The following is a 1383-nucleotide window of genomic DNA, read 5'->3' as shown; positions in this document are numbered from 1 at the left end:
GAGATGGGGTGGATGCCGCTCTCCCCAAACGGCATCGCAATGTGCCAAGCTTGGGATGTTTACGCACAAGCTACAGGAGAGGGCATCCGTGGAACAGGTTACAATCATCGGCGTTGATCTTGCAAAGAATGTATTTCAGGTGCACGGCGCATCGGACGACGGTTCCGTGGCATTTCGAAAGAAGCTGACGCGGCCACAATTTGAGCGATTTATGCGGGAAGTTGATCCGTGTTTAGTTGCGATGGAGGCATGTTCAGGCGCGCATTACTGGGCCCGTGAACTTGCTACGGTCGGACACGAGGTTCGCTTGATCGCACCGCGCTATGTGAAGCCGTTTTTGAAGCGCCAAAAGAACGATGCAGCTGATGCGGAGGCTATCGCTGAAGCAGCCCTTCGTCCAACCATGCGTTTTGTGGAACCGAAGTCTGCAGATCAACAGGCGCGGGCCGTCGTTTTTCGTACACGCGAGCAATTCGTAAGTCAGCGTACCGATTTGGTGAACGCATTGCGATCTCACCTTTACGAATTTGGATATTCTGCCCCGCAAGGTATTCAATATCTCTCTCGCCTTGCTGAGGTGGTTGAGGAAGAAGGCACAGACCTTCCTGATCCGGCACGTTATGCGTGTCGCTTACTGCTTGAGCAGATTGCCGCGCTGACCGAACAGATCAAATCACTGCAAAACAAGGTTGCAGAAATCAGTAAGAAGACGGGGATTTCAAGGCAACTGCAAACGATGCCAGGTGTTGGCCCCATCGGAGCACTGGCCATTGAAACTTTTGCGCCTCCTATGGAACAATTTCGTCGAGGTCGTGACTTTGCCGCCTGGCTGGGCTTGGTGCCTCGCCAACACTCATCTGGCGGAAAGCAAGTGCTCGGAAAAGTTACAAAGATGGGGCAGCGCGACATACGCCGCCTTCTGATATCAGGAGCGATGGCAATAATCGTAGCATGCAAGCGTTTTGGGAAACATCAAGGAACGTGGGTCGCACGGATGCTGGAGAAAAAGCCACCCATGCTTGTGGCCGTAGCACTCGCCAACAAGATGGCCCGTGGAATTTGGGCAATGATTACAAAGGGGCAGGACTATCAAGAACCAGTGGCAAAAGTGATGGCCTGAGTGAATAAGGCAGAAGAACGAAGAGTTGTGAGGAAGTAACGAAAAGCATGGGCAAATGATCGAAATGATCCGGGCAGGAAAAACCAGGAACTCTCTCGGAGCTTCGAGCTCGCCGTTGGAGATTTGGATCCGGTCCGCGCATCACCATACCGGCCAGCGGTGCCAATGTCAGCCGCACAAACAGGCCTGACAAAAGTACGCGCTCGATCACATGTCCAGAGGTTCAGAATTTCCTTGCAAAACGAGCGGCATCCACAAAAGAG

1 protein-coding gene is annotated in these 1383 nt (G+C 52.9%); it reads left to right on the top strand.

All coding sequences use genetic code 11. The features are described from left to right. The first annotated feature begins 88 nt into the window (after nt 1-88). The gene (locus RYZ20_RS15805) at nt 89-1120 is read left to right on the top strand and encodes an IS110 family RNA-guided transposase (protein ID WP_317675177.1); all 1032 of its coding nucleotides are present in this window, start codon (nt 89-91) and stop codon (nt 1118-1120) included. The last annotated feature ends 263 nt before the right edge of the window (nt 1121-1383 follow it).

The sequence above is a fragment of the Pseudothioclava alba genome, from assembly GCF_033100795.1.
In the GTDB taxonomy this organism is placed as follows: domain Bacteria; phylum Pseudomonadota; class Alphaproteobacteria; order Rhodobacterales; family Rhodobacteraceae; genus Pseudothioclava.
Note: the sequence above shows the minus strand (reverse complement) of the source record. Positions and strands in the feature narration are given on the sequence as shown.